The sequence below is a fragment of the Pseudomonas delhiensis genome, assembly GCF_900187975.1.
GTDB classification, from domain to species: Bacteria; Pseudomonadota; Gammaproteobacteria; order Pseudomonadales; family Pseudomonadaceae; genus Pseudomonas; species Pseudomonas delhiensis.
Map to the genome: position 1 here is coordinate 13,659 of NZ_FZPC01000048.1, position 20,358 is coordinate 34,016.

A 20,358-nucleotide genomic window follows, 5' to 3' on the forward strand; every position below is an offset into this window, starting at 1 on the left:
GGCGCGGATAAAGCGCCGACTATACCTGCCCGCCGGGCCGCCTGGCCATTGGAGCGAACCCCTACGAGGCTCATGCGCCCTGCCCCTTCGGACGGAACCCGGAATCGCCCAGGCGCGGGCGCCCCGCCTCCACCGCCGCCAGCGGCTGGCATTCCACCAGGCTGGCCAGGCAGCGCCTGCCCAGTTGCTGGTACTCGGCGGTGCCGCGCTGCTTCCAGGCGACCTCCTGCTCGCTCAACTCGCGCCTGACCGTAGCCGGCGAGCCCATCACCAGGCTCTGCGGCGGGCACTCGAAGCCGGCCTTGACGAAGGCGGTGGCGGCGACGATGCAGCGCTCGCCGATGTGCGCCTTGTCCATCACCACGGCGTTCATGCCCACCAGCGCGTCGGCGCCGATGCGGCAGCCGTGCAGCACGGCGCCATGGCCGATGTGGCCGTTGCGCTCGACCACGGTGTCGCTGTCCGGGAAGCCGTGCATGACGCAGGTGTCCTGCAGGTTGGCGCCCTCCTCCAGGATGATCCGCCCGAAGTCGCCGCGCAGCGCCGCCAGCGGCCCGACGTAGCAGCCGGGGCCGACGATGACGTCGCCGATCAGCACCGCCGTGGGGTGCACGTAGGCGGTCGGGTCGACCACCGGGGTCAGGCCTTCGAGGCTGTAGCAGGGCATCTCAGGCCTCCTCTTCGGGCATGCGAAGGGGGCGCTGCACCCCGGGAGGGCATCCGGCTTCGGCGAGGGATTCCAGCGCGCAGGCGCAGGGGGCGGACGGCATCGAGGCGACTCCTTGTGCACGGCGGCGCCAGGGGCGCCGGCAAGGCGGGACGGGAAAGGGCCCGTCGTGATTCGTTGTCTGGAAAATCTTGTATCACAACAAATTCGATCGTCAATGCACTCAATGCCGTATCACTTCCCGCAACGACGATCGGCACCCCGCCACTCTCCAAGGAGGTATGGCCCTGGACCATAGTTTCCACGGGCCCCTGGGCTGCCTGGCAAGCCCCGCGCCTGGCATGCGCAGCAAATCATAAGACACACAAATCAATTTTATACTTGCTGCCTTGTATCACTTTAGGCATATACTGGGGGCAAGCCAGGTTCCCTTCACGCCCCGGGCGCGGCGAACCGCAGAACAATTCCAATAAGCCGGCCCCCGGCCGTGCGTGCAGCCTGAGGAGCTTTACATGCCTCGTACCCTCGCCGTGCAGGCGCCGGAGGACGGCGTCCGCCTGATCACCCTGCAGCGCCCCGAGGCGCTCAACGCCCTGAACACCGAACTGCTGGGCGAACTGGCGGCGGAACTGGACGCCGCCGAACGCGACGCCGAGACCCGCGCGGTGGTCCTCACCGGCAGCCGCAAGGCCTTCGCCGCCGGCGCCGACATCAAGGAAATGGCCGAGCGCGACCTGGTCGGCATCCTCGATGACCCGCGCGTGGCCCACTGGCAGCGCATCACCGCCTTCGCCAAGCCGCTGGTCGCCGCGGTCAACGGCTTCGCCCTGGGCGGCGGCTGCGAACTGGCGATGCACGCCGACATCCTCATCGCCGGCGAGGACGCCCGCTTCGGCCAGCCGGAAATCAACCTCGGCATCATCCCCGGCGCCGGCGGCACCCAGCGCCTGCTGCGCGCGGTGGGCAAGTCCCTGGCCATGCAGATGGTCCTCACCGGCGAGGCCATAGACGCGCGCCACGCCCTGCGCGCCGGCCTGGTCAGCGAAGTCACCCAGCCCGAACTCACCGTCGAGCGCGCCCTGCAGGTCGCCCGCGTCATCGCGCGCAAGGCGCCGCTGGCGGTGCGCATGGCCAAGGAAGCGCTGCTCAAGGCCCAGGACACGGACCTGGCCAGCGGCCTGCGCTTCGAGCGCCACGCCTTCACCCTGCTGGCCGGCACCGCCGACCGCGAGGAAGGCATCCGCGCCTTCCAGGAAAAACGCCCGGCCCGCTTCCTCGGCCGCTGAGCCCCTTCTTTATATGGACCGATTGATGGAGCGAGCCCGCCCATGACCTTCGAGCACATCCTGTTTTCCATCGAGGACGGCGTCGCCCTCCTCAGCCTGAACCGCCCGGAGCAACTGAACAGCTTCAACGCCACGATGCACGGCGAGGTGCGCGAGGCGCTCAAGTTGGTGCGCCAGAGCGAGGAAGCCCGCGTGCTGCTGCTGACCGGCGAAGGCCGCGGCTTCTGCGCCGGCCAGGACCTGTCCGACCGCAACGTCGCCCCGGGCGCCGAGATGCCCGACCTGGGCGAGTCCATCGAGAAGTTCTACAACCCGCTGATCCGCGCCCTGCGCGACCTGCCGCTGCCGGTGATCTGCGCGGTCAACGGCGTGGCCGCCGGCGCCGGGGCCAACATCCCGCTGGCCTGCGACCTGGTCCTGGCGGCGCGCTCGGCCAGCTTCATCCAGGCCTTCTGCAAGATCGGCCTGATCCCCGACTCCGGCGGCACCTGGACGCTGCCGCGGCTGGTCGGCCTGGCCCGCGCCAAGGCCCTGGCCCTGCTGGGCGAGCGCCTGAGCGCGGAACAGGCCGAGCAATGGGGCCTGATCTACCGTGTGGTGGACGACGCCGCCCTGCGCGAGGAAGCCCTCAAGCTGGCCCGCCACCTGGCCACCCAGCCGACCTACGGCCTGGCCCTGATCAAGCGCAGCCTCAACGCCAGCCTGAACAACAGCTTCGACGAGCAGTTGGAGCTGGAGCGCGACCTGCAGCGCCTGGCCGGGCGCAGCGAGGACTACCGCGAAGGCGTCGGCGCCTTCATGGAAAAACGCACCCCCAGCTTCAAGGGCCGCTGACATGCACGCACTGGATAGCAACGCGCAGGTCGCGGTGATCGGCGCCGGCGCCATGGGCGCCGGCATCGCCCAGGTGGCGGCCCAGGCCGGCCACCCGGTGAAGCTCTACGACAACCGCCCCGGCGCCGCCGCCCAGGCCATCGACGGCATCGACCGCCAGCTCGGCCGCCTGGTGGAGAAAGGCAAGCTCGGCGCCGAGCAGCACAGCGCCACTATCGCGCGCCTGCAGCCGGTGGAAGCCATCGAGGCCCTGGCCGATTCGCGCCTGGTGATCGAGGCCATCGTCGAGAACCTTGAGGTCAAGCGCGGCCTGCTGGGCCAGTTGGAAGCGCTGTGCGCGGCCGACTGCATCCTCGCCAGCAACACCTCCTCGCTGTCCATCACCAGCCTGGCCGCCAGCCTGCGGCACCCCGGGCGGGTGATCGGCATGCACTTCTTCAACCCGGCGCCGCTGATGGCCCTGGTGGAAATCGTCTCGGGCCTGGCCACCTGCCCGGAACTGGCCAAGGCCCTGCACGCCACCGCGCGGAACTGGGGCAAGCAGCCGGTGTACGCCCGCTCCACCCCGGGCTTCATCGTCAACCGCGTGGCCCGCCCCTTCTATGCCGAGAGCCTGCGCCTGCTGCAGGAAGGCGCCGCCGACTGCGCCAGCCTCGACGCCCTGCTGCGCGACGCCGGCGGCTTCCGCATGGGCGCCTTCGAGCTGACCGACCTGATCGGCCACGACGTCAACTACGCGGTGACCTGCTCGGTGTTCGCCGCCTACTACGGCGACTTCCGCTTCCAGCCCTCGCTGATCCAGAAGGAGCTGGTGGACGCCGGCCGCCTGGGCCGCAAGACCGGCCGCGGCTTCTACGACTACGCCGAAGGCGCCGAGCGCCCGCAGGCGGCGGAACTGGACAGCGCCGCCGAAGTCGGCAGCTGCGTCGTCGAAGGCGACCTGGGCGTGGCCCAGCCGCTGGTGCAGCGCCTGAAGGACACCGGGGTGGACGTGATCGAACGCGCCGGCAGCGGCCTGCTGCGCGTCGGCGACGCCGTGCTGGCCCTTTCCGACGGCCGCCTGGCCAGCCAGCGCGCCCGGGAGGACGGCCTGCGCAACCTGGTGCTGTTCGACCTGGCCCTGGACTACGCCAAGGCCTCGCGCATCGCCATCGGCTGGTCTGCCGACACCACCGGCGAGGCCCGCGACCAGGCCGTGGCCCTGCTGCGCCGCGCCGGCCTCAAGGTCACCGCTCTGGCCGACCTGCCGGGCCTGGCCGTGCTGCGCACCGTGGCCATGCTCGCCAACGAGGCAGCGGACGCGGTGCTACAGGGCGTAGGCTCGGCAGCTGATATCGACCTGGCCATGCGCGCCGGGGTGAACTACCCGCGCGGCCCGCTGGCCTGGGCGGAAGCCATCGGCGTCGGCTACGTGCTGAACACCCTGGACAACCTGCAGCGCAGCTACGGCGAGGAGCGCTACCGCCCCTCCCTGCTGCTGCGCCGCAAGCACGCCGAAGGGAGCCGCCTGCATGACTGAACGCACCCCCGAACAACTGGCCCGCGCCTGCGCCGACGCCATGTTCAGCCGCGACCAGGCCACCCAGCGCCTGGGCATCGTCCTGCTCGACGCCGGCCCCGGCAGCGCGCAGCTGCGCATGCCGGTGCGCGAGGACATGATCCAGGGCCACGGCACCTGCCACGGCGGCTTCCTCTTCGCCCTGGCCGACTCGGCCTTCGCCTTCGCCTGCAACAGCTACGACGAGGCCACCGTGGCCATCGGCTGCAGCATCGACTACGTGGCCCCGGCGCGCCTGGGCGACCAGCTCACCGCCACCGCCAGCGAGCAGAGCCGCAGCGGCCGCACCGGCAACTACGACGTACGGGTGGTGAACCAGCATGGAGCGCTGGTCGCCCTGTTCCACGGCAAATCCTACAAAGTGCGCGGCACCGTGCTGGCGCAGGAGACCCCCGAATGACTAACGCCATTCCCAGCGACGCCCTGATCATCGATGCGGTCCGCACGCCCATCGGCCGCTACGCCGGCGTCCTTTCCGCGGTGCGCGCCGACGACCTCGCCGCCATCCCGCTGCGGGCCCTGGTGCAGCGCCACCCGGAACTGGACTGGAGCGCCATCGACGACGTCATCCTCGGCTGCGCCAACCAGGCCGGCGAAGACAACCGCAACGTCGCGCACATGGCCTCGCTGCTGGCCGGCCTGCCGACCAGCGTGCCCGGCACGACGATCAACCGCCTGTGCGGCTCGGGCCTGGACGCCATCGGCAACGCCGCCCGCGCCCTGCGCTGCGGCGAGGCCGGGCTGATGCTCGCCGGCGGCGTCGAGTCCATGTCCCGCGCGCCCTTCGTGATGGGCAAGGCCGAGCAGGCCTTCGGCCGGACCGCGGAAATCTTCGACACCACCATCGGCTGGCGCTTCGTCAACAAGCTGATGAAGGCGCAGTTCGGCATCGACTCCATGCCGGAAACCGCGGAGAACGTCGCCGAGCAATTCAACGTCTCCCGGGCCGACCAGGACGCCTTCGCCCTGCGCAGCCAGCACAAGGCCGCCGCCGCCCAGGCCCGCGGCCGCCTGGCGAAGGAGATCGTCCCGGTGGAGATCCCGCAGCGCAAGGGCCCGGCGAAGATCGTCGAGCACGACGAGCACCCGCGCGGCGACACCACCCTGGAGCAGTTGGCCAGGCTCGGCACGCCCTTCCGCGAAGGCGGCAGCGTCACCGCCGGCAACGCCTCGGGGGTCAACGACGGCGCCTGCGCCCTGCTCCTGGCCAGCCCGGCGGCCGCCCAGCGCCACGGCCTGAAGGCCCGCGGCCGGGTGGTCGGCATGGCGGTGGCCGGCGTCGAGCCGCGGATCATGGGCATCGGCCCGGTGCCGGCGACGCGCAAGGTGCTGGAGCTGACCGGCCTGTCGCTGAACGACATGGACGTGATCGAACTCAACGAGGCCTTCGCCGCCCAGGGCCTGGCCGTGCTGCGCGAGCTGGGCCTGGCCGACGACGACGCGCGGGTCAACCCCAACGGCGGCGCCATCGCCCTGGGCCACCCCCTGGGCATGAGCGGCGCGCGCCTGGTCACCACCGCCCTGCACGAGCTGGAGGAACGCGGCGGCCGCTACGCCCTGTGCACCATGTGCATCGGCGTCGGCCAGGGCATCGCCATGGTCATCGAACGGCTCGGCGGCTGAGCCGGGCAGGCAGAACAAAGATTCTGGCCAAGGCCACAAAGACCGGAACCGGCGGGGGCGGTATGCTGCCCCCATGACACTCGCAGCCCGCACGCGGGCTGGCGTACAAGAACAAATCGAGTGAAACCATGAATATGTACCATGATGCCGAACGTGCCCTGCTCGACCCGCTGGAGACCGCCAGCGTCGATGAACTGCGCCAGCACCAGCTGCAGCGCCTGCGCTGGAGCCTGAAGCACGCCTACGAGAACGTCCCGCTGTACCGCAAGCGCTTCGACGAGGCCGGCGTGCACCCCGACGACCTGAAAACCCTCGACGACCTGGCGAAGTTCCCCTTCACCGGCAAGAACGACCTGCGCGACAACTACCCCTACGGCATGTTCGCCGTGCCCCAGAGCGAGATCGTGCGCCTGCACGCCTCCAGCGGCACCACCGGCAAGCCCACGGTGGTCGGCTACACGCAGAACGACATCGACACCTGGGCCAACGTGGTGGCGCGCTCGATCCGCGCCGCCGGCGGGCGCAAGGGCGACAAGGTCCACGTGTCCTACGGCTACGGCCTGTTCACCGGCGGCCTGGGCGCCCACTACGGCGCCGAGCGCCTGGGCTGCACCGTGATCCCGATGTCCGGCGGCCAGACCGAGAAGCAGGTCCAGCTGATCCGCGACTTCCAGCCGGACATCATCATGGTCACCCCCTCCTACATGCTCAACCTGGCCGACGAGATCGAGCGCCAGGGCATCGACCCGCACAGCCTCAAGCTGCGCCTGGGCATCTTCGGCGCCGAGCCCTGGACCGCCGAGCTGCGCCGCGCCGTGGAAGAGCGCCTGGGCATCACCGCCCTGGACATCTACGGGCTGTCCGAGATCATGGGCCCGGGCGTGGCCATGGAATGCGCCGAGACCAAGGACGGCCCGACCGTCTGGGAAGACCACTTCTACCCGGAGATCATCGACCCGGCCACCGGGCAAGTGCTGCCCGACGGCGAATACGGCGAGCTGGTGTTCACCTCGCTGTCCAAGGAAGCGCTGCCGATGATCCGCTACCGCACCCGCGACCTGACCCGCCTGCTGCCGGGCACCGCGCGGCCGATGCGGCGCATCGACAAGATCACCGGGCGCAGCGACGACATGCTGATCATCCGCGGGGTGAACGTGTTCCCCACGCAGATCGAGGAGCAGGTGCTGAAAGTAAAACAGCTAGCAGAAGTCTACGAGATACACCTGTATCGCAATGGCAACATGGACAGCATGGACGTGCACGTGGAACTCAAGCACGACCTGCAGCTCGACGCCGAGCAGCAGAAGCAGGTGGCCAACGAGCTGAGCAAGCAGGTCAAGACGCACATCGGCATCAGCGCGCGCATCCTGATCCAGCCCTTCCACAGCCTCAAGCGCTCCGAAGGCAAGGCCTGCCACGTGTTCGACAAGCGCAACCAGGGCTGATCGCCCGTTCCACGAAAAACCCCGCTGCGGCGGGGTTTTTCATTGGCCCGCGGCGCCACACCCTGTAGGAGCGAGCTTGCTCGCGAACGCTCTTAAGCGGCCCAGGTTCGTGAGCAAGAACTAGGCGCCCCCCTCGCTCCCACGAAAAGCGCAGCCTCCTGCAACATCCCGTCACGAACTCCTGCCGCTCCACCCTCCCCAGCCCGCGCGCCCTGGGGGACAATCCATTCGCGACACGTAATTTTATATTTAATTAGAATTTACGTATCACACAAACGCCTCGACAACCTCACAACAACAGAGAGCGCGCCATGACCCTGCCCCTGGAACGGCTCCGGGAACACCCGGACTTCCTCCTTCTCGTCCGCCGCAAGCAACGCCTCACCTGGACGCTCACCGCCACCCTGCTGCTGGCCTACTACGGCTTCGTCCTGCTGGTGGCCTTCGCCCCCGGCCTGCTGGGCCGCCCGCTCGCCGGCGGGGTGACCAGCGTGGGCATGCTCGCCGGCGTCGGCCTGATCCTGCTCTCGGTGCTGCTCACCGGCCTCTACGTGCACCGGACCAACAAGGTGCTGGACCCGCTGAACGACAGGCTCAAGCAGGAGGCCCAGGCATGAAGGCGCTGCTCCTGCTCGCCGGCGTGACGCTGGCCGAACCGGCCCTGGCCGCCGGCGCCGAACGGCCGCTGAACTGGCACGCCATCGGCCTGTTCCTGGCCTTCGTCCTGTCCACCCTGGCCATCACCCGCTGGGCCGCCCTGCGCACCCGCTCGGCGGCCGACTTCTACACCGCCGGCGGCGGCCTGAGCGGCATGCAGAACGGCCTGGCGATCGCCGGCGACATGATCTCCGCGGCGTCCTTCCTGGGCATCTCGGCGATGATGTTCGCCAGCGGCTACGACGGCCTGCTCTACGCCCTGGGCGTGCTCGCCGGCTGGCCGATCATCCTGTTCCTGATCGCCGAGCGCCTGCGCAACCTGGGCAAGTACACCTTCGCCGACGTGGTCTCCTACCGCCTGGAGCAGGCGCCGATCCGCATCACCGCCGCCTTCGGCACCCTGATCGTGGCGCTGCTGTACCTGGTGGCGCAGATGGTCGGCGCCGGCAAGCTGATCGAGCTGCTGTTCGGCCTGAGCTACCTGCAGGCGGTACTGGTGGTGGGCGCGCTGATGGTCTGCTACGTGACCTTCGGCGGCATGCTGGCCACCACCTGGGTGCAGATCATCAAGGCCGTGCTGCTGCTCTCGGGCACCAGTTTCATGGCCTTCATGGTGCTGCGCCATTTCGGCTTCAGCAGCGAGGCGATGTTCGCCGCCGCCACCGAAGTGCACGCCAAGGGCGTGGCCATCATGGCCCCCGGCGGCCTGCTGGCGAACCCGGTGGACGCCATCTCCCTGGCCCTGGGCATGATGTTCGGCACCGCCGGCCTGCCGCACATCCTGATGCGCTTCTTCACCGTCAGCGACGCCCGCGAGGCGCGCAAGAGCGTGTTCTACGCCACCGGCTTCATCGGCTACTTCTACCTGCTGCTGATCGCCGTGGGCTTCGGCGCCATCGTCATGGTCGGCAACGACCCGGCCTTCCGCACCGCCGAGGGCGCCCTGATCGGCGGCGGCAACATGGTCGCCGTGCACCTGGCCCAGGCGGTGGGCGGCAACCTGTTCCTCGGCTTCATCTGCGCGGTGACCTTCGCCACCATCCTCGCGGTGGTCGCGGGCCTGGCGCTGTCCGCCGCCTCGGCGGTGTCCCACGACCTCTACGCCTGCGTGCTGCGCAAGGGCCAGGCCAGCGAGGCCGAGGAAATGCGCGTGTCGCGCCTGGCCACCCTGGGCATCGGCGTGCTGGCGGTGATCCTCGGCGTGCTCTTCGAGTCGCAGAACATCGCCTTCCTCTCCGGCCTGGTGCTGGCCATCGCCGCCTCGGTGAACTTCCCGGTGCTGTTCCTCTCGATGTTCTGGAAGGGCCTGACCACCCGCGGCGCCGTGGCCGGCAGCCTGGCCGGGCTGTGCAGCGCCATCGCCCTGCTGGTGCTCGGCCCGCCGGTGTGGGTGGCGGTGCTGGGCAACGCCGAGGCGGTGTTCCCCTACAGCAACCCGGCGCTGTTCTCCATGAGCGCGGCCTTCCTCGCCGCCTGGGGGTTCTCCGTGAGCGACCGCTCGGCGCGGGCGGAGGCGGAGCGCGGGCGCTACCTGGGGCAGTTCATCCGGTCGATGACGGGAATTGGGGCGGCGGTGGCCAGTCGGCATTGAGAGGTAAGGTTTGGCTTCATCGTCAAGCGGACCTCTGCTCCCTCTCCCTAACCCTCTCCCTGAAGGGAGAGGGGACTGTCCTCTGCCTGTTGAGGCATCCGAGTACTCCTGTAGCCTCCGGCTGACGCATGACTTCCCATCCACGCCGAACGGCCCCCTCTCCCTTCAGGGAGAGGGCTGGGGAGAGGGAACCCAATTCCCATCAAACACCAAAAACATCCAGTTCACTCCCCGACCACTCATCACCTCTCTCCCCATCCCCGTCGATCCTCCCCCACCCTGAACGACTATCAATCGACCCCACGGGAGACCCACCTCCCCCCAAAACAGCAAAGGGAGCCCCACCATGAACTACGTCGATGGCTTCATCGTCCCCGTCCCCACCGCCAACCGCGAGGCCTACGCCGAGCTGGCCCGCCAGGCGGCCGTGGTGTTCAAGGAACACGGCGCGCTCAGCGTCGTCGAGTGCTGGGGCGACGACGTCCCCGAAGGCAAGGTGACTTCCTTCCCCATGGCCGTGAAACGCAAGGACGACGAGGCCGTGGTGTTCTCCTGGATCACCTGGCCGTCCCGCGAGGTACGTGACGCCGGGATGAAGAAGGTGATGGAGGACCCACGCCTGAAGGACAACTTCCAGTCCATGCCCTTCGACGGCCAGCGCATGATCTTCGGCGGCTTCCAGGTGATAGTCGACGCCTGAACCGACAGCGGCGCCCGCCCCGGCGGGCGCCATCGGAAACATTCAATCAAGAACGATCAATATTTTACGTATCGCTTTACCAGCCTCCGCTCGTCACTCCAGCATTGCGCCGACGCACTGGGAAGCCCCCGGCCTCCCGGACGACCAATAACGCCGCTAAACCCCAATTTTCCAGCCAGATAGCGGCATATTCCTACGCTCATCCGCCCCAAACCGCCCATCGGCGATCGCTCCCCTCCCCGCGCCTACTCCCAAAGCGATACAAAAAACACATTCGACACACTATTTAGTGTTAGACATTGGTTTCTGTATCATTTAAAAATAGCGCCATGGCCAAGGCCTCCCCCACAACAGAACAAAGGCTGGAGACACAGCATGTACGCACAACTGGTCGAGACTGGCGTCAAGCGCGTCAAGGCGCTCGAGGAAATGTCCCCCGAGGAACGCGCCTTCCAGGAGAAGATCGACGCCGAGATCAAGATCGAGGCGAAGAACTGGATGCCCGACGCCTACCGCCAGACCCTGATCCGCCAGATTTCCCAGCACGCCCACTCGGAGATCGTCGGCATGCTGCCGGAGGGCAACTGGGTGACCCGCGCGCCGACCCTCAAGCGCAAGCTGCAGCTGATGGCGAAGATCCAGGACGAGGCCGGCCACGGCCTGTACCTGTACAGCGCCATGGAAACCCTCGGCGCCGACCGCGACGAAGAGATCGCCAAGCTGCACAGCGGCCGCGCCAAGTACTCGAGCATCTTCAACTACCCGACGCTGAACTGGGCCGACATGGGCGCGGTGGGCTGGCTGGTGGATGGCGCCGCCATCGTCAACCAGGTGGTGCTGCAGCGCACCTCCTACGGCCCCTACTCGCGGGCGATGATCCGCATCTGCAAGGAAGAGAGCTTCCACCAGCGCCAGGGCTACGAAATCCTCCTGACCATGATGCGCCACGGCACCCAGGCGCAGAAGGACATGGTCCAGGACGCCATCGACCGCCTCTGGTGGCCGGCGCTGATGATGTTCGGCCCCAGCGACGAGCACTCCCCCAACAGCGCCCAGTCCATGGCCTGGAAGATCAAGCGGCAGAGCAACGACGAGCTGCGCCAGCGCTTCGTCGACCAGACCGTGCCGCAACTGGAGCTGCTCGGCTGCACCGCCCCCGACCCGCACCTGAAGTGGAACGAGGAACGCGGCCACTACGACTTCGGCGAAATCCAGTGGGAAGAGTTCTACGAAGTGCTCAAGGGCAATGGCCCGTGCAACGCCGAGCGCATCGCCACCCGCCGCAACGCCATCGAGAGTGGCGCCTGGGTCCGCGAGGCCGCGGTCGCCCATGCCCGGAAAAAACAACAGAAACGCGACGCCGCCTGAGCCGCGAGGAGATAACCGCCATGGCTGAATGGACCCTTTTCGAAGTCTTCGTGCGCAGCAAGCACGGCCTGAACCACAAGCACGTCGGCAGCGTGCACGCCGCCGATGCCGCGATGGCCATCGAGAACGCCCGCGAGCTCTACACCCGCCGCAACGAAGGCGTGAGCCTCTGGGTGGTGCCCTCGGCGCTGATCACCGCCTCCTCCCCCGACGAGAAGGACCCGCTGTTCGACCCGGCGCAGGACAAGGTCTACCGCCACGCCAGCTTCTACGAGCTGCCGCCCGAAGTCGGCCACATGTGAGATCGCGTGCATGAACCCGCATAACGACAAGATCGAATACCTGCTGCGCCTCGCCGACAGCGCCCTGATCCAGGGCCAGCGCCTGTGCGAATGGTGCGGCCGCGCCCCGGCCCTGGAAGAAGAGCTGGCGCTGATGAACGTCGGCCTAGACCTGGTCGGCCAGGCGCGCAACTGGTACGAGTACGCCGCGCAGCTGCTGGACGACGGCCGCGACGCCGACCACCTGGCCTTCCGCCGCGACGAGCGCGCCTTCCGCAACCTGCTGCTGGTCGAGCAGCCCAACGGCGACTTCGCCGTGACCATGACCAAGCAGTTCCTCTACGACGCCTGGCACTTCCACGTGCTCCGCCAGCTGAGCGACTCCAGCGACGCGCGCATCGCCGCCATCGCCGCCAAGGCGCTGAAGGAAGTCACCTACCACCTGCGCCGCTCCGGCGAGTGGGTCGAGCGCCTGGGCGACGGCACCGAGGAAAGCCACGCGCGCATGCTGGCGGCGATTCCGCAGGTCTGGCGCTTCACCGTCGAGATGACTAACGCGGATGAGGTGGAACAGCGCCTGTTCGCCGAGGGTGTGGCGCCCAACCCGGAAGAGCTGGCCGCCGCCTGGCGCGCCAAGGTCGCCGACATCTTCGCCAGCGCCACCCTGCCGCTACCCGAGCCCGCGGTGAACTTCTACCTCAGCGGCCGCCGCGGCCTGCACACCGAGCACCTGGGCATCCTCCTGGCCGAGATGCAGTTCCTCCAGCGGGCCTACCCCGATGCGACCTGGTGAGCTGATCGCCAGCGACCGCGGCGCGCGCCCGGGCTCCGCCGACGACCTCGGCCAGGCCTGGCGCGTGCTGGGCCAGGTGATGGACCCGGAGGTGCCGGTGATCAGCGTGGTCGACCTGGGCATCGTCCGCGGCCTGGACTGGCAGGACGGGCACCTGCACGTGGTGGTCACCCCCACCTACTCCGGCTGCCCGGCCACCGAGGTCATCGAGCAGGATATCCAGCACGCCCTGGAGCATGCCGGCTTCGCCGCGCCGCTTCTGGAGCGGCGCCTGGACCCGGCCTGGACCACCGACTGGATCAGCGACGCCGGGCGCCAGGCGCTGCGCGAGTACGGCATCGCCCCGCCGGCCGGCAGCACCAGCAAGCGCAGCCTGCTCGGCGAGACGCCGGAAGTGCGCTGCCCGCAGTGCGGCAGCCTGCACACCGAGCAGCTCAGCCAGTTCGGCTCCACCGCCTGCAAGGCGCTGTACCGCTGCGTCGATTGCCGCGAGCCCTTCGACTACTTCAAGTGCATCTGAGCGGCGCCGCCGCCGGAGAAGAACAATGAGCAAGTTCCACAGCCTGAAAATCAAGGAAGTGCGTCCGGAGACCCGCGACGCCGTGTCCATCGCCTTCGACGTCCCCCGGGACCTGCAGGACAGCTTCCGCTTCGAGCAGGGCCAGCACCTGGTGGTGCGCGCCCAGCTGGACGGCGAGGAAGTGCGCCGCTCCTACTCCATCTGCAGCGGCGTCAACGACGGCGAGCTGCGCGTGGCCATCAAGCGCGTGCCCGGCGGGCGTTTCTCGGCCTACGCCAACGAAGCGCTGAAGCCCGGCGCCAGCCTGGAAGTGATGCCCCCGGCCGGCCACTTCAACGTGCCGCTGGACGCGGCGCGCCACGGCAACTACCTGGCGGTGGCCGCCGGCAGCGGCATCACGCCGATCCTGTCGATCGTCAAGACCACCCTGGAAGCCGAGCCGCACAGCCGCGTCACCGTGCTCTACGGCAACCGTTCCAGCAACGCCGCGATGTTCCGCGAGCAGCTGGAGGACCTGAAGAACCGCTACCTGCAGCGCCTCAACCTGATCTTCGTGTTCAGCCGCGAGCAGCAGGACGTGGACCTGTACAACGGCCGCATCGACGCCGACAAGTGCGGCCAGCTGTTCAGCCGCTGGCTGAACGTGAAGCACCTCGACGCCGCCTTCATCTGCGGCCCGCAGGCGATGACCGAGACCGTGCGCGACCAGCTCAGGGCCAACGGCATGCCGGCCGAGCGCATCCACTTCGAACTGTTCGCCGCCGCCGGCAGCGAAAGCAGGCGTGAAGCCCGCCAGGCCGCCGCCGCGACCGACAGTGGCAAGAGCCAGGTCACCGTGATCAGCGACGGCCGCGAGCTGTCCTTCGAACTGGCGCGCAACAGCGTCAGCGTGCTCGACGCCGGCAACGCCCAGGGCGCCGAACTGCCCTACTCCTGCAAGGCCGGCGTGTGCTCGACCTGCAAGTGCAAGGTGATCGAAGGCGAGGTGGAGATGGACAGCAACTTCGCCCTGGAGGACTACGAGGTGGCGGCCGGCTACGTGCTGAGCTGCCAGAGCTTCCCGCTGACCGACAAGGTGGTCCTCGACTTCGACCAGCTCTGACCCGCTCTTCGTAGGATGGGTTGAGCTTGCGAAACCCATGCGGTCACGGCGATGGGTATCGCTTCGCTCCACCCATCCTACGCGGTCTCCATGTAGGAGCGCGCCCTGTGCGCGAATCGCGGGCAGGGCCCGCTCCTACAACAGATTGACGTTTCACCGCCTCGTGCCCACAAGGCCCCCGGCGTCCCTATCCGGCGGCTTCGTACCGCCACCGTTCCAACACGCCGCCGCGGCCCACCCGGCGCGGCGGTCACCGGCCCCGGCCGGCACCCTTGCGTACCTTTTGGAGGATAGAGTGATGGCCCAAGAGCCCACCCTGCAGAGTTTCATCGGCGGCCGCTGGATCGGCCAGCATGGCGCCCAGGCGCTGCGTAGCGCCCTCGACGGCCAACTGATCGCGCGCACCCACGAAGAGGCCCTGGACTTCGCCGAAGCCATGGCCCACGCCCGCCAGCAGGGCCTGGCCACGCTCATGGCCATGGACTTCCAGCAGCGCGCCCAGCGCCTCAAGGCCCTGGCCCTGTACCTGACCGAGCGCAAGGAGCAGCTCTACGAGATTTCCCGGCACACCGGCGCCACCCGCGCCGACAGCTGGATCGACATCGAGGGCGGCGCCGGCACCCTGTTCGCCTACGCCGGCGTCGGCGGCCGCGAGCTGCCCTCCGGCAACGTGGTCCACGAAGGCCCGGCCATGCCCCTGGGCAAGACCGGCAAGTTCGCCGGCAGCCACATCCTGGTGCCGCGCGGCGGCATCGCCGTGCACATCAACGCCTTCAACTTCCCGATCTGGGGCATGCTGGAGAAGTTCGCGCCGAGCTTCCTGGCAGGCATGCCCTGCATCGTCAAGCCGGCCACCGCCACCAGCTACGTGACCGAAGCCGCCGTGCGCCTGATGCACGAATCCGGCCTGCTGCCGGCCGGCAGCCTGCAGCTGATCATCGGCGGCACCGGCGACCTGCTGGACCGCCTGCAGGGCCAGGACATCGTCACCTTCACCGGCTCGGCCGACACCGCCGCCAAGCTGCGGGTGAACCCCAACCTGATCCGCAACTCGGTGCCGTTCAACGCCGAGGCCGACTCGCTGAACTGCGCCATCCTGGCCCCGGACGTGACCCCGGACGACGAGGAATTCGACCTCTTCGTCAAGGAAGTGGCCCGCGAGATGACCGTCAAGGCCGGGCAGAAATGCACCGCCATCCGCCGCGCCATCGTCCCCGCCAGGCACATCGACGCGGTGGCCGAGCGCCTGCGTGATCGCCTCGCCAAGGTGGTGGTCGGCGACCCGGCGGTGGAGGGCGTGAAGATGGGTGCCCTGGCCTCCCACGCCCAGCAGGCCGACGTCGCCGAGCGCGTGGAAGCCCTGCTGCAGTCCAGCGAGCTGCTGTTCGGCGCGAAGGACGGCTTCGCCCCGCGCGGCGAAGGTGTGAACGAAGGCGCCTTCTTCGCCCCGACCCTGCTGCGCAGCCGCGACCCGCACGCCGAGGGCGGCGCCCACGACATCGAGGCCTTCGGCCCGGTGAGCACCCTGATGGCCTACGACGACCTCGACGAAGCCATCGCCCTGGCCGCCCGCGGCAAGGGCAGCCTGGTGGCCAGCCTGATCACCCGCGATCCGCTGGTGGCGGCGAAAGTGGTGCCGGCCATGGGCGCCCTGCACGGCCGCCTGCACATCCTCGACCGCGAATCGGCGGCCGAGTCCACCGGCCACGGCTCGCCGCTGCCGGTGCTCAAGCACGGCGGCCCCGGCCGCGCCGGCGGCGGCGAGGAGCTGGGCGGCCTGCGCGCGGTCAAGCACTACCTGCAGCGCACCGCGGTACAGGGCTCGCCGACCATGCTGATGGCGGTCACCGGCGAATACGTGCGCGGCGCCAAGGTCTACGAGACCGAAGTACACCCGTTCCGCCGCTACTTCGACGAGCTGAAGATCGGCGAGTCGCTGCTGACCCACCGCCGCACCGTCACCGAGGCCGACCTGGTCAACTTCGGCTGCCTGTCGGGCGACCACTTCTACATGCACTTCGACGAACTGGCGGCCAAGGACTCGCAGTTCGGCAAGCGCATCGCCCACGGCTACTTCGTGCTCTCGGCAGCCGCCGGCCTGTTCGTCTCCCCCGGCGTCGGCCCGGTGCTGGCCAACTACGGCCTGGACACCCTGCGCTTCATCAACCCGGTGGGCATCGGCGACACCATCCAGGCCCGCCTGACCTGCAAGCGCAAGATCGACCAGGGCAAGAAGAGCCCCAAGGGCGAGCCCCAGGGCGTGGTGGCCTGGGACGTGGAAGTCACCAACCAGCTCGGCGAGCTGGTGGCCAGCTACGACATCCTCACCCTGGTGCTCAAGCGCGCCTGATCGTCGCCAACTCCGGTGTCACCCTCGACCGGCCTGCGGGCCGGTCTTTTTTTGCGTTCGCGCGCGGTTGCCCGTGCCACCGGGGCGTCCGGCGTGGCCGATGCCAATCGCGGACGGAGTCCGCTCCTACGACCGTGCTTCCCTGGAACTGTAGGAGCGGGCCCTGCCCGCGATTCGCGCGCAGGGCGCGCTCCTACAGGGGCACGGTGTTGGGCGAGGCGTAGGAGCGGACTCCGTCCGCGATCATCCGTCGCTTTATTCACCGCCACCTACGGCTGCCGCGGCGCCTGCCGTTCGGCCACGGCGCGGAGGGTGCGCAGGGTATCCAGCGGCGCGTCGACGACGAAGCTGTCGGCCAGCCAGGACGGTACGCTGCCGCCGGGTTCCGCGCGCATCTGGTAGGTCACCCGGGTGCGTCCGTCGCCCAGCGGCGCCAGGCTCCAGATGCCGCTCAACTGGCGCACGCGGATCTGCCCCGGCACGGCCGGCAGGTAGTCCGGCAGCGCGCGGATGTCCCGCAGCAGGCCGCCGTCGGCGGTGCGCCGGGTGGTCACCTGCAGCACCATGTCGCGCGGCTGCACCGGCCAGGGCAGCTGGGTGCGCATGTACAGCCAGACGTCGTCGCCGCTGGCCTTCAGCAAGCGCAGTTCGGCGCAGGCGTACAGCCACTTGCAGGCCACCCGCAGGTTCTCCTGCAGGTCGGCCAGCGTGCCCACGTCGGCGCGCATGTCCGCCACGCCACGGTAGCTCTGGTAGCGCGAGCCGGGCACCGCGGTCAGGTAGACGCGGATGCCGTCCTCGTCACGGGCCAGGCGCCAGTGTTCCCGGGGCGCCGCCTGCAGCGCGGTGGCGACCAGCAGCAGCCCCGCCAGCCAGGCTTTCACACCCCACCCCCGCCCCCCAGGCGCTGGCGCAGGCCGGCGGCCATGGACTGCAGGGCCTCCGGCGGGTTGTGGCCGATCAGCAGGTAGGCGTGGCCGGCGTCCTGCCAGTACACCAGGTTCATGCCCTCGCGGCGCTCCTGCTGCGGCGCGGCGGCGCGGCCGTCGCTGCGGGTGATGCACAGCGCCATGGGGCCGTAGCGCTCGTCCAGGTAGGTGAGCTGGGCGATGGGGATGCCGTCGTACTCCAGTATCTGCGCGCGGCGCAGCTGGGCGCCCTCCAGGGCCAGGTCCGGCGCCGGCAGCGCCAGGCCCAGGCGCTCGCCCACCGTGGCCAGCTGGGCCTGGTGGACGGCCGGGTCGCCGGGCAGGTGGTCGAGGGTCTGCACGGTGTACAGCGACATGTAGTCGGCCACCCGCTGGCGCCAGTTGAAGTATTCCTCGTGGTGCAGCGGCAGGCCGCCGAGCAGCAGGCGGTCCAGGGCCATGCCCAGCACCAGGCAGGCCGCCGCGGCCAGCGCCAGGCCACGGCGGCGCGGCGCCCGTGGCTGCGCCAGCGGCAGGCTGGCCAGGCCGGCGCCCAGGCGCTCCAGCGGGGCGCGCTCCAGCAGCGCGTCGAAGGCCTCGGCCAGGCCCTGGCCACCGCAGCAGAGGCTGTCGAAACGCTGGGCCAGCTCGGCGTCGGCGGCTATCCGCGCCTCGACTTCGCGGGCCTGTTCGGCGTCCAGCTCGCCGTCGATGAAGGCGACCAGGGTCTCGTCGGAAACCCGCGGGCCTGTGCCATGTTCGTTCATCGCCGTCCTCCCCTGGCCGGTTCCGCGTCCGGCACCGCGGCTTCCGCCAGTTTCAAGCGTGCCGCCGCCAGGCGGCTCATCACCGTGCCCACCGGCACCCCGAGGATGTCCGCCACCTCGCGGTAGCTGAGCCCCTCGACATAGGCCAGGAACAGCGTCTCGCGCTGCGCTTCCGGCAGCGCCGCCACGCGCCGCAGCACCTGGCTGGCGAGCACCTCGGCCTGGGCCTGGCGCTCGCCGTCGAACACCAGTTCGCTCTCCGCGTCCACCACCCCGTGGCCGCTGCGCACCCGCCGCGCGCGCACCTCGTTGAGCCAGATCGAACGCAGGATGGTGAACAACCAGCGGTCCAGGCGGCTGCCGGCGCTGAACCGGGCAGCGCGCTCCAGCGCCCTCACGCAGGTGGCCTGCACCAGGTCGTCGGCGACGTGGGGCTGGTGCGCCAGGACCATGGCGTAGCGCCACAGGCGCGCCAGGTACTGGCCGATCTCGGCGCGAATATCCGCAGGTTGTGCGATGGTCGCCTCCGCTGGGCTGCGCGGCCGCCGCGACGGCGGGCCGGGTGGATGACGCTCGGGCACGACGACCGGGGTCCGCGGGTGCTCCCATGCCAGCGGCCGCAGCGTCTGGCTAGGCTCGTTCATAGGGACGCGGACCCGGCTATCGCCCGGGCCAGGTCGCGGTATTCCTCGCACCCCGTGCCGCAGAGCCCCTGGATGTTGCGCAACTGCTCGCGGGCCAGGTCCAGGCGCCCCTGGGTCACGTAGGCCTCGCCCAGGTACTCGCGCACCTTGGCGTACTTCGGATCGAGGCGTACCGATTGCAGATAGTAGCCGATGCCTTCGTCCACGCGACCCAGCTTGCGCGTGGCGTAGCCGCGGTAGTTGAGCGCCTCGGCGGTGTCGGGCCGGCGCAGGGTGTCCAGCAGCGCCAGGGCCTCCTGGTAGCGCCCGGCCTTGGCCAGGCGGTAGGCGTAGGCGGTGCGGTCGGCGTCGCCCAGGCGGGCGCTGGTCTGCTCGACGCAGCGCTCTTCAGTACGGTCGCGGACCTGGCCGGCCGGGCAATCGGGCGCGGCCTGGGACCTGTCGTCATCGTCGCTGCCGCCACCACCATCGGCACGCAGCGGGCCGCCGGAAAGCGCGGCGCCCAGGCAGGCCAGCAACAGCAGCAGTGGTAGGCGGAAGGCGGGGCGCGGGGTCATTTCGGCAATCTCCTGGCAATCACGAAGGTGGCCAGGAGTGAACACCCCAGCGCGGGGCGTTATTCGACGCGCACGGCGATTTTCCGCCCGTTCGTCGGGGTTGCCCGTGGGGCGGAAGAGCCTTTGCGGTTACCCGCCGTTGGCGGGGATGCCTGGGTCTTACGCAGCTGGGTTAAGAGCGCCCTCTCCCCAACCCTCTCCCGCAAGCGGGAGAGGGGGCTGTCCTGAGCGAAGGGAAAATCCTGAGTCATCCTGAAACGCCTATCTATCACCGTCATTCCCGCGAACGCGGGACGCGGCTCCATCGCGAACAGCGCTTGCGCTGGCCCGAAGGGGAATAACCCAGTGACTGGCGGGTTCGCGAGCAAGAACTAGGCGTCCCCCTCGATCCTACGAAGAGCCGTGCCGCTCTTGATTTTGGACTTCCAGCGAAACAACCGAGCGCACCGGAACGCCCCTTCAGAAGGCCGAGCGAAACCGGCGCTCAGGAGGTCATGCGACATGGATGTCGCGAGAGCCCCGATCAGCACAGGGACGTGCTGTCGGGGCGGGCCTCCGTGGCGGGGGAATTCGCGAGGGTAGCCCGGCTCCATCGGGCCCGTATGTCGGGGCATGTAGAGGACAAGCACATGGGTAACAAATGAGTTCAGTCACATGGGTGACACTCGCATCGTCAGGTATCGATCATTTCGCTCGTGTTCGTCCAG

At 69.2% G+C, this 20,358-nt stretch carries 20 protein-coding genes; 15 read left to right on the top strand and 5 right to left on the bottom strand.

Annotated features, from left to right (window positions below; translation table 11 throughout):
- Positions 1–70: 70 nt before the first annotated feature.
- The gene (gene paaY, locus CHC02_RS28415; RefSeq protein ID WP_089394727.1) at positions 71–667 is read right to left on the bottom strand and encodes a phenylacetic acid degradation protein PaaY; all 597 of its coding nucleotides are present in this window, start codon (positions 665–667) and stop codon (positions 71–73) included.
- Between the two features lie 512 nt (positions 668–1,179).
- Between paaY and paaF the strand changes: the two genes are divergently transcribed.
- From paaF to paaZ, 15 genes are all read left to right on the top strand, one after another.
- Positions 1,180–1,953 carry a 2,3-dehydroadipyl-CoA hydratase PaaF gene (gene paaF / locus CHC02_RS28420; RefSeq protein WP_089394728.1) on the top strand — a complete coding sequence of 258 codons (774 nt, stop codon included), beginning with the start codon at positions 1,180–1,182 and terminating at the stop codon, positions 1,951–1,953.
- A 42-nt stretch (positions 1,954–1,995) separates the two neighbouring features.
- The gene (gene paaG / locus CHC02_RS28425; RefSeq protein WP_089394729.1) at positions 1,996–2,787 is read left to right on the top strand and encodes a 2-(1,2-epoxy-1,2-dihydrophenyl)acetyl-CoA isomerase PaaG; all 792 of its coding nucleotides are present in this window, start codon (positions 1,996–1,998) and stop codon (positions 2,785–2,787) included.
- 1 nt (position 2,788) lies between these two features.
- The gene (gene paaH / locus CHC02_RS28430) at positions 2,789–4,306 is read left to right on the top strand and encodes a 3-hydroxyacyl-CoA dehydrogenase PaaH (RefSeq protein WP_089394730.1); all 1,518 of its coding nucleotides are present in this window, start codon (positions 2,789–2,791) and stop codon (positions 4,304–4,306) included.
- Positions 4,299–4,745, top strand: coding sequence for a hydroxyphenylacetyl-CoA thioesterase PaaI (gene paaI / locus CHC02_RS28435; protein ID WP_089394731.1), 447 nt, complete (start codon positions 4,299–4,301; stop codon positions 4,743–4,745). The genes paaH and paaI overlap by 8 nt, the downstream gene beginning before the upstream one ends.
- Entirely contained in the window at positions 4,742–5,968 is a 1,227-nt protein-coding gene (pcaF, locus tag CHC02_RS28440; protein ID WP_089394732.1) for a 3-oxoadipyl-CoA thiolase, read from the top strand. Before paaI ends, pcaF begins: the two co-directional genes overlap by 4 nt.
- A 128-nt stretch (positions 5,969–6,096) precedes the next feature.
- Positions 6,097–7,413, top strand: coding sequence for a phenylacetate--CoA ligase PaaK (gene paaK, locus CHC02_RS28445; protein ID WP_089394733.1), 1,317 nt, complete (start codon positions 6,097–6,099; stop codon positions 7,411–7,413).
- Positions 7,414–7,724: 311 nt separating this feature from the next.
- Positions 7,725–8,030: a DUF485 domain-containing protein gene (locus CHC02_RS28450; protein WP_089394734.1), complete on the top strand. Its 306-nt coding sequence runs from the start codon at positions 7,725–7,727 to the stop codon at positions 8,028–8,030.
- Positions 8,027–9,661: a cation acetate symporter gene (locus CHC02_RS28455; RefSeq protein ID WP_089394735.1), complete on the top strand. Its 1,635-nt coding sequence runs from the start codon at positions 8,027–8,029 to the stop codon at positions 9,659–9,661. The genes CHC02_RS28450 and CHC02_RS28455 overlap by 4 nt, the downstream gene beginning before the upstream one ends.
- A gap of 346 nt (positions 9,662–10,007) precedes the next feature.
- Positions 10,008–10,361 (top strand): DUF1428 domain-containing protein, encoded by a 354-nt coding sequence (locus CHC02_RS28460; RefSeq protein WP_089394736.1) that lies wholly within the window; start codon positions 10,008–10,010, stop codon positions 10,359–10,361.
- Between the two features lie 375 nt (positions 10,362–10,736).
- The gene (gene paaA / locus CHC02_RS28465) at positions 10,737–11,729 is read left to right on the top strand and encodes a 1,2-phenylacetyl-CoA epoxidase subunit PaaA (protein WP_089394737.1); all 993 of its coding nucleotides are present in this window, start codon (positions 10,737–10,739) and stop codon (positions 11,727–11,729) included.
- 20 nt (positions 11,730–11,749) lie between these two features.
- A complete protein-coding gene (gene paaB, locus CHC02_RS28470; protein ID WP_009622486.1) occupies positions 11,750–12,031 on the top strand; it encodes a 1,2-phenylacetyl-CoA epoxidase subunit PaaB in 282 nt (93 codons plus the stop codon).
- A 10-nt stretch (positions 12,032–12,041) separates the two neighbouring features.
- Entirely contained in the window at positions 12,042–12,803 is a 762-nt protein-coding gene (paaC, locus tag CHC02_RS28475) for a 1,2-phenylacetyl-CoA epoxidase subunit PaaC (RefSeq protein WP_089394738.1), read from the top strand.
- A complete protein-coding gene (gene paaD, locus CHC02_RS28480; RefSeq protein ID WP_089394739.1) occupies positions 12,790–13,323 on the top strand; it encodes a 1,2-phenylacetyl-CoA epoxidase subunit PaaD in 534 nt (177 codons plus the stop codon). The genes paaC and paaD overlap by 14 nt, the downstream gene beginning before the upstream one ends.
- A 25-nt stretch (positions 13,324–13,348) precedes the next feature.
- Positions 13,349–14,425 carry a 1,2-phenylacetyl-CoA epoxidase subunit PaaE gene (gene paaE / locus CHC02_RS28485; RefSeq protein ID WP_089394740.1) on the top strand — a complete coding sequence of 359 codons (1,077 nt, stop codon included), beginning with the start codon at positions 13,349–13,351 and terminating at the stop codon, positions 14,423–14,425.
- A 298-nt stretch (positions 14,426–14,723) separates the two neighbouring features.
- Entirely contained in the window at positions 14,724–16,775 is a 2,052-nt protein-coding gene (gene paaZ, locus CHC02_RS28490; protein ID WP_089394741.1) for a phenylacetic acid degradation bifunctional protein PaaZ, read from the top strand.
- Positions 16,776–17,044: 269 nt separating this feature from the next.
- Here paaZ and CHC02_RS28495 read toward each other — a convergent pair whose 3' ends face one another.
- The 4 genes from CHC02_RS28495 to CHC02_RS28510 all read right to left on the bottom strand — a co-directional run bounded on the left by CHC02_RS28495 (position 17,045) and on the right by CHC02_RS28510 (position 19,651).
- Positions 17,045–17,659 (bottom strand): START domain-containing protein, encoded by a 615-nt coding sequence (locus CHC02_RS28495; RefSeq protein WP_089394742.1) that lies wholly within the window; start codon positions 17,657–17,659, stop codon positions 17,045–17,047.
- Positions 17,656–18,450, bottom strand: coding sequence for an anti-sigma factor family protein (locus CHC02_RS28500; RefSeq protein ID WP_089394743.1), 795 nt, complete (start codon positions 18,448–18,450; stop codon positions 17,656–17,658). The genes CHC02_RS28495 and CHC02_RS28500 overlap by 4 nt, the downstream gene beginning before the upstream one ends.
- On the bottom strand, positions 18,447–18,938 hold the full coding sequence (locus CHC02_RS28505; RefSeq protein ID WP_279615570.1) for an RNA polymerase sigma factor: 492 nt from the start codon (positions 18,936–18,938) through the stop codon (positions 18,447–18,449). The genes CHC02_RS28500 and CHC02_RS28505 overlap by 4 nt, the downstream gene beginning before the upstream one ends.
- Positions 18,939–19,090: 152 nt before the next feature.
- Positions 19,091–19,651, bottom strand: a complete 561-nt coding sequence (locus CHC02_RS28510) for a tetratricopeptide repeat protein (protein ID WP_089394745.1) — start codon at positions 19,649–19,651, stop codon at positions 19,091–19,093.
- Positions 19,652–20,358: the final 707 nt, after the last annotated feature.

Coding starts and splice junctions, on each gene's coding strand:
- paaY (WP_089394727.1), bottom strand. CDS start 667: ATGCCCTGCTACAGCCTCGAAGGCCTGACCCCGGTGGTCGACCCGACC.
- paaF (WP_089394728.1), top strand. CDS start 1,180: ATGCCTCGTACCCTCGCCGTGCAGGCGCCGGAGGACGGCGTCCGCCTG.
- paaG (WP_089394729.1), top strand. CDS start 1,996: ATGACCTTCGAGCACATCCTGTTTTCCATCGAGGACGGCGTCGCCCTC.
- paaH (WP_089394730.1), top strand. CDS start 2,789: ATGCACGCACTGGATAGCAACGCGCAGGTCGCGGTGATCGGCGCCGGC.
- paaI (WP_089394731.1), top strand. CDS start 4,299: ATGACTGAACGCACCCCCGAACAACTGGCCCGCGCCTGCGCCGACGCC.
- pcaF (WP_089394732.1), top strand. CDS start 4,742: ATGACTAACGCCATTCCCAGCGACGCCCTGATCATCGATGCGGTCCGC.
- paaK (WP_089394733.1), top strand. CDS start 6,097: ATGAATATGTACCATGATGCCGAACGTGCCCTGCTCGACCCGCTGGAG.
- CHC02_RS28450 (WP_089394734.1), top strand. CDS start 7,725: ATGACCCTGCCCCTGGAACGGCTCCGGGAACACCCGGACTTCCTCCTT.
- CHC02_RS28455 (WP_089394735.1), top strand. CDS start 8,027: ATGAAGGCGCTGCTCCTGCTCGCCGGCGTGACGCTGGCCGAACCGGCC.
- CHC02_RS28460 (WP_089394736.1), top strand. CDS start 10,008: ATGAACTACGTCGATGGCTTCATCGTCCCCGTCCCCACCGCCAACCGC.
- paaA (WP_089394737.1), top strand. CDS start 10,737: ATGTACGCACAACTGGTCGAGACTGGCGTCAAGCGCGTCAAGGCGCTC.
- paaB (WP_009622486.1), top strand. CDS start 11,750: ATGGCTGAATGGACCCTTTTCGAAGTCTTCGTGCGCAGCAAGCACGGC.
- paaC (WP_089394738.1), top strand. CDS start 12,042: ATGAACCCGCATAACGACAAGATCGAATACCTGCTGCGCCTCGCCGAC.
- paaD (WP_089394739.1), top strand. CDS start 12,790: ATGCGACCTGGTGAGCTGATCGCCAGCGACCGCGGCGCGCGCCCGGGC.
- paaE (WP_089394740.1), top strand. CDS start 13,349: ATGAGCAAGTTCCACAGCCTGAAAATCAAGGAAGTGCGTCCGGAGACC.
- paaZ (WP_089394741.1), top strand. CDS start 14,724: ATGGCCCAAGAGCCCACCCTGCAGAGTTTCATCGGCGGCCGCTGGATC.
- CHC02_RS28500 (WP_089394743.1), bottom strand. CDS start 18,450: ATGAACGAACATGGCACAGGCCCGCGGGTTTCCGACGAGACCCTGGTC.
- CHC02_RS28510 (WP_089394745.1), bottom strand. CDS start 19,651: ATGACCCCGCGCCCCGCCTTCCGCCTACCACTGCTGCTGTTGCTGGCC.